Genomic DNA, 6692 nt, shown 5'->3' on the forward strand with positions numbered 1-6692 from the left:
CGGCGACGGTCGCAGCAGCCGCGCCCTCCGCGCACAGCCCGACGCAGCAGAACGCGCGTGCGGAAAAGATCCGTGCGGCGCTCGGTGGCGCTGCCAACATCATGAAGCTCGAAGCGCTTGCGCTCACACGCCTGCGCGTCGTGCTGTCCGACGCCTCCAGGCTCGACCTTGCCGCCCTGAAGGCGGCCGGTGTCCCCGCGACGCAATCCTTCACTAACGGCGAGTTCGACCTGATCGTCGGCCTCGGGGCGAAAAACCTGGCAGGCGCGATGCGACAAACGCCGGCAGGAAGCCCTCCCGCTTGAGGGAGCCTGCTTTGGGGCGGAGCCGGCATTCCTCAAATCGGGGACGATGTGTCGACCATCGGCATTGTCCGGCCCGGTATCGAGTGCGCCGAAGACTGCAGTACTATTCTGTCGCCTGTCCGTTTACCTGGACGGGCATTCGCAAATGGTCTTCAATTGAACGGCAGATCATCGAGTGGGCGAGTCGAAGGAGGCCGCATGGATACAGCAAGGCTGTTTCTGGAAGCTCAGCCGTTGTTCACCCTCTTCCTTACTATCGCGTTCGGATACCTCATCGGCGATGTGAATGTCAAGGGCGTGTGCCTCGGGTCTGGCGCGGTCCTGTTTGTCGGTCTCGCCATCGGGGCTTTCGCTCCCCGATCCGCCCCGCCAGCGCTACTGGGCACGCTTGGCCTGCTTCTCTTCCTTTACGGAATCGGCATCCAGTACGGAGGACAGTTCTTCAAGGGCCTGACCAGCCCGGAAGGCATCAAGGCAAACGTAGCGGCATGCCTCGGTGTGCTCGCCGCCGGGTTCGTCTCCTGGATTCTCGTCCCGTTCGCCGGTATCCGTCTCGCGGACGCACTTGGAATGTTTGCCGGCACCGGGACGAGCACGGCCAGTCTCCAGGCGGCCATCGCAACACTGAAAAACAACGAGACCGCGGTGGCTTACAGTGTGACTTACCCGTTGGGCGTAGCCGGCCCGATTCTGTTTCTTTTCGTGCTCAAGGTCGTGCTGAAGGCGAAAATCGACGCGCCGAAACCAAAGATCATCGAAATGGCCGAGATCGCGCTCAGGAATTCCGGATTCGTCGGTCTGAAGCTGTCCGAACTGACGGCCCGCCTGCCGCAAGGTCTTGCGATAGCCGCCGTGCGTCGAAGCCATCACAACCAACTGCCGGCCGAAAATCTCGTGCTGCGTGAAGACGACGTGCTGCTGGCAACCGCCACCGATCCCGAGATCCTGCGCAAGACAGCTGACATCTGCGGCGAATTTCAGCCCGGCAGGATGACGAGCCACCGGGAGGACCTCGACTACATGCGCGTGTTCGCTTCCAGTCCCAGCGTGGTGGGAATGTCGCTGCGCGACTTGCGATTTCCCGACGGAGTGACTTGTGCGATTGCGCATGTGCGGCGAGGCGACGTTGATCTCCTGCCCGGCCCCGAAATCGTTCTGGAGGCTGGTGACCGGGTCGGCGTTCTGGTGAATCGCGCGCATATGGCGTCGATCCGTTCGTTTTTTGGGGATTCCATCAAGGGGACCGCGGATCTCAGTTACATCTGCCTTGGGATCGGTGCCGCGGCAGGTCTACTTGCAGGTGCCATCTCGCTGCCGATCCCGGGTACCGGCGGATTCAGTCTCGGACTCGCTGCGCTTCTGATACTGGCCCTCTGCCTTGGCAAGGCCCGCCGAAATGGTCCGTTCGTGTGGGTCATGCCGCTATCGGCTAACCTGGTCTTGCGCAATCTCGGGCTTACCATCTTCCTCGCGCAGGTCGGCATATCATGCGGGCCGAAATTCGTGAGTACGGTTGGAACGACGGGCCCCCTGCTACTGCTGTACGGGCTGCTTGTCCTGCTAGTGCTTGTGGGTGTCACCGCAATATTCTCGGTGTGGGTTTTCAGGCTGCCGTTTGACGCTTCGATTGGTGTGATCTGCGGCGCGACCGGCAACCCGGCCATCCTCGCGTTCGCCAACCGGATCGCGCCCACGGACCGTCCCGATGTGATGTACGCAATGATCTTCCCGTCCATGACCATCGTTAAGGTGCTGTTTGTGCAGCTCGCGATATCCCTGTCAGGCGGGTAAGCGTGCTGCGTTGGACGACGGTAATTCACGAAACTGCTGGAGGTACGCCATGGATATCGCCGTTTTCGGCACGACACCCTACGACCGTCGCTATCTCGAGGACGCCAACGCGGACGGCCTTCATCAGCTAAAGTTCTTCGATGCCTCCTTGAACACCCAGTCTGCCGGTCTTGCCGCGGGTTGTCCGGCCGTCTGCATTTTCGTCAATGACAACGCAGACGCTGCCGTGCTCGATATCCTTCACCGCGGCGGAACGCGCCTGGTCGCCCTTCGCTGCACGGGCTTCAACAACATCGACCTCAAGGCGGCGGCCAGTCTCGGCATCAGGGTTGTACGCGTTGTCAGCTATTCGCCAAACTCCGTTGCCGAACATGCGGTCGCGCTGCTGATGGCGATCAACCGGAAGATCCATCGAGCCTACAACCGCACCCGGGACTCAAACTTTTCGCTTGATGGACTGATCGGGTTCGACCTGGCCGGCAAGACGGTCGCCGTCGTCGGCACAGGCAAGATTGGTCGGGTCTTCGCGCGGATCATGCTCGGCTTCGGCTGCGACGTCATTGGATACGATCCCGAGCGTTCGCCCGAATTTGAAGCGATGGGGGCCCGTTATGCGCAGCCTGGTGAGATCGGAGAGAAAGCAGACGTCGTCTCTCTTCACTGTCCGTTGACGCCTGCAACACATCACATCATGAATGCCGAGACGCTGGCCCGGGCAAAACCAGGCGCCCTGCTCATCAATACAAGCCGCGGCGGCCTCATCGATACTGAAGCCGTAGTCGATGCACTGAAATCCGGTCAGCTCGGCGGACTGGCAATCGATGTGTACGAGCAGGAGGCAGACCTGTTCTTCCGTGATCTCTCAAGCGTCGTGATTACGGATGACCTGATCCAGCGACTCATTTCGTTCCCGAACGTGATCGTGACGGGCCACCAGGCATTTCTGACGCGTGAGGCATTGACGACGATTTGTGAGACCACGCTTCGCAGCGTCTCGGCTTTCGAGCGAAACGAAGCCCTTGAAAACGAGATCCGGGCCGGCTGAGCGTCATAGGCGCCCTCGTTACCCTGCCCGGTTGAGATGCGGGGGTGCCCAGTCCGTCCCTCTGCGTGCTTTCAAGCCTCCAGCACCACGACGCTGCGGGCCTGTATGTGACTGTGATCGCACTCCATCGCCCCCCCGCGCGGCGACGGCAGGATGTCATGTGGAGCATTCAACGCGGTATCGATGATTCGGTGCCAACACCGCCCGTTGAGGGAGGGAAGCGCAACGCGACGCGCTGAGTTGTCCATGTTCAGGATCACGTGGAGAGGCGCTTCATCTGGCTCTTCGTCGCCGAGCGTGAATGCAAGGAGACGTGCGCCTCGCTCATGCCAACCGGGTTCGTGCAGGCGCTCGCCGTGCCAGGTCACGTCCGGCATCGAATGCCCTTGTGCAACTCGCCCGATCAGGAAGCGCCGCCGACGCAGACTCGGGTGACGCTTGCGCAGCGCAATCAGTTCGCGCACGAACTGCAACATCCCCGAAGCGCGATCCAGCACGCTCCAGTCGAACCACGACAGCGCGTTGTCCTGGCAATAGCCGTTATTGTTGCCGCGCTGGCTGCGAAGCAGTTCGTCGCCCGCAAGAATCATCGGCACGCCCTGGCTCAGAAATAATATGGCCATCAGATTGCGGGCCTGCTGGCCACGCAACTGCAGAATTCCCGCATCGGCTGTCTCGCCTTCTGCTTCGCAATTCCATGACAGATTGTCGTTGCTGCCGTCGCGGTTCTCCTCGCCGTTAGCCTCGTTATGCTTGCCGTTGTAGCACACGAGGTCATTCAGCGTAAATCCGTCGTGACATGTGACGAAATTGACGCTGTTGGCCGGCCCCCTGCCATCATCGGCATAGAGGTCAGCGCTCCCGGCGATGCAGGTCGCGACCTCTCCAATGATCCCGCCATCGCCGCGTACGAAGCGGCGAATTACGTCGCGGTAACGGCCGTTCCACTCTGCCCATGCCATGCCCGGAAACGCGCCGACGTGATAGAGACCGGCAGCATCCCAGGCTTCCGCGATCAGCGGAACGCGTGAGAGAACGCGTGAAGACTCGATTGCCCATGGCAGAGGCGGATCGGCCATCAATTCGCCATGCTTATCACGCACGAAAACGCTTGCCAGGTCAAACCTGAAGCCATCGACACCCATCTCTTCGACCCAGTATTCGAGGCATCGGACGATGTACGCCGTCACCAGCGGATGATTGCAGTTGACCGTATTTCCACAACCTGTGAAGTCAAGATAGCGACGCCCGTCGTGCGGATCGTGCTGATAGAAGATGTCATTGACGAGTCCCTTGAAGTTGATCACCGGCCCCGCCTCGCCCGCCTCTGCCGTGTGATTGAACACCACATCGAGCAGCACCTGGATGTTCGCCGCATGCAAGGCGTCGGTCAGTGCGCGAAATTCCTCTACGGCGCGGGTGGGATCGATGCAATAGCGTGGATGCGGACTATAGAAACTATGCGTGCTGTAGCCCCAATAGTTGATAAGCCCGCGGGCGGCCGCTGCGGGCGGAACGTCCTGCTCGTCAAACGCCATCACGGGCAGCAGTTCGACGTGGGTCACCCCTAACTGTTGGAGGTAAGGAATCTTCTCGATCAGTCCAGCGAACGTGCCAGGATGCTGCACGCCGCTCGACGGATGGCGTGTAAAGCCGCCAACGTGAAGCTCGTAAATGACCGCGTCGGCCAGGCTCGCAATCCGTGCGTCGGGTGCGGGCGTGGATGGGGGTGTGGGCGTGGGCCCGATCACGATCGCACGGTGCGCAGCATGCCCGACATCCGGCGATTCGATCGCCCTGTGCCGCTTCCACAGGACATCGCTCACTGCACGGGCAAACGGATCGAGCAGTTCCCGGCGAGCGTCGAAGGCGCGGCCCGTGCGTTGCGTGTCGTTCGGGCCGTCCACTCGCCACGTGTAGCAGATATGGGCGGGAAGGTTCTCGACGAACACGTGCCAGTAGAAGAAGGTGCGATTGTGCTCCGACGTAAGCGTGACCGTCTGCAACGGTTCCGGGCTATCCGGTTTTGCATAGAGCAGCAATTCGACATGCGTCGCGTATCGACAGAAGACGCAAAAATTGACGCCTCCAGGCACCACGGTTGCACCCGGAGGAAACCGCGATCCGGCGCGAACCGCAAAACGCCGGACTGGCTCAGTGTCAGGCGTGATCAAGGGCGATTCTCACCGGAGAAATTTTCCAGATTCGTTCACAGTACTCGCCAATCGCGCGATCCGACGAGAATTTCCCCGAGCGCGCCGTGTTGAGGATCGACATGTGCGTCCAGCGTGCCGGGTCCAGCCAGGCGGCGCTCACGCGCTCCTGGCACGCTACATAGTCCGCGTAATCGGCGAGCACCAGAAACGGATCTACCTGTAGCAGATTCTCGACGAGCGGACGAAACACCTGCTTGTCGCCGCGCGAAAAATATCCACCCGCAATCAGATCCAGCACTTCGCGCAGTTCCGCATTGCCTTCGACATGCTGCGACGGCCGATAGCCTTCGCGCTTGACATGCTCCACCTGTTCGGCGGTCAGTCCGAAGAGGAAAAAGTTCTCGTCACCCGCTTCCTCGCGGATCTCGACGTTCGCGCCGTCCAGCGTTCCGATGGTAAGCGCGCCGTTCATCATGAACTTCATGTTGCCGGTGCCGGACGCTTCCTTGCCGGCAGTCGAAATCTGTTCGGACAAATCGGCGGCCGGATAGATAAGATGTGCGTTCTTCACATTGAAGTCTGGGAAGAACACCACCTTCAGCCTGCCATCCATTTCCGGATCGTTGTTTACCACCTCGGCAATGCCTGTGATCAGCCGGATCATCAGCTTCGCCATCGCATAGCCAGGTGCCGCTTTTCCTCCGAAGATAAAGCAACGCGGTACGACGCCCTGCTCCACACCGCGGCGCAGGCGCTGATACAGTGTGATGATGTAAAGCGCGTTCAGATGCTGTCGCTTGTATTCGTGAATGCGCTTGACCTGTACGTCGAACAGCGCTTCGGGATCGACGGCGATGTCCGTGATGCTGCGAATGCGCTCAGCGAGGATCTTCTTGTTCGATCGCTTGACCTCGCGCCACTTGTCCTGGAACGCGGCATCGTCGACATACGCGTCGAGTCTCCTAAGCCGCGTGAGATCGGTGGCCCACCCTTCACCCACCAGCTCGTCGAGCAGCCGCGCGAGCCCCGGATTGCTGAGCAGCATGAAGCGGCGCGGCGTAACGCCGTTAGTCACGTTGTGGAAGCGTTCGGGCCACAGCTCGGCGAAGTCGCGCAGTAGGGTCTGCTTGAGGAGATCGGAATGCAGCGCGGCTACACCATTGACGGCATGGCTGCCGACCGTCGAGAGGTGCGCCATGCGCACGAGCTTTTCACCCTTCTCGTCGATTAGCGACATGCGTGCAACGCGCGCTTCGTCGCCGGGGTAGCGTTGTCGAACCTCGTCAAGGAATCGGCGATTGATCTCATAGATGATTTCGAGCGGACGCGGTAAAAGGCTTCGAAAGAGCGGCAATCCCCAGGTCTCGAGCGCCTCGGGCAAGAGTGTGTGATTGG

General features: G+C 60.7%; 5 protein-coding genes. 3 read left to right on the forward strand and 2 right to left on the reverse strand.

All coding sequences use genetic code 11. The features are described from left to right. The 3 genes from WCA53_RS12115 to WCA53_RS12125 all read left to right on the forward strand — a co-directional run. On the forward strand, positions 1–305 hold a 305-nt coding region (locus WCA53_RS12115), incomplete at its 5' end, for a PTS transporter subunit EIIB (protein ID WP_423909889.1). A 198-nt stretch (positions 306–503) separates the two neighbouring features. Further along, a complete protein-coding gene (locus tag WCA53_RS12120) occupies positions 504–2096 on the forward strand; it encodes a TrkA C-terminal domain-containing protein (RefSeq protein ID WP_423909894.1) in 1593 nt (530 codons plus the stop codon). A 49-nt stretch (positions 2097–2145) separates the two neighbouring features. Beyond that, the gene (locus tag WCA53_RS12125) at positions 2146–3141 is read left to right on the forward strand and encodes a 2-hydroxyacid dehydrogenase (protein ID WP_423909897.1); all 996 of its coding nucleotides are present in this window, start codon (positions 2146–2148) and stop codon (positions 3139–3141) included. A gap of 71 nt (positions 3142–3212) precedes the next feature. On the opposite strand, the gene glgX is transcribed toward WCA53_RS12125, so the two are convergent. Together glgX and glgP are read right to left on the reverse strand one after the other, a co-directional pair. Next, positions 3213–5315: a glycogen debranching protein GlgX gene (gene glgX / locus WCA53_RS12130; protein ID WP_423909900.1), complete on the reverse strand. Its 2103-nt coding sequence runs from the start codon at positions 5313–5315 to the stop codon at positions 3213–3215. Then, positions 5302–6692: glycogen/starch/alpha-glucan family phosphorylase (gene glgP / locus WCA53_RS12135; protein WP_423909903.1), on the reverse strand; the 1391-nt coding region annotated here is incomplete at its 5' end. The genes glgX and glgP, both read right to left, overlap by 14 nt.

Source organism: Caballeronia sp., assembly GCF_049581465.1.
Taxonomy (GTDB): Bacteria; Pseudomonadota; Gammaproteobacteria; order Burkholderiales; family Burkholderiaceae; genus Caballeronia.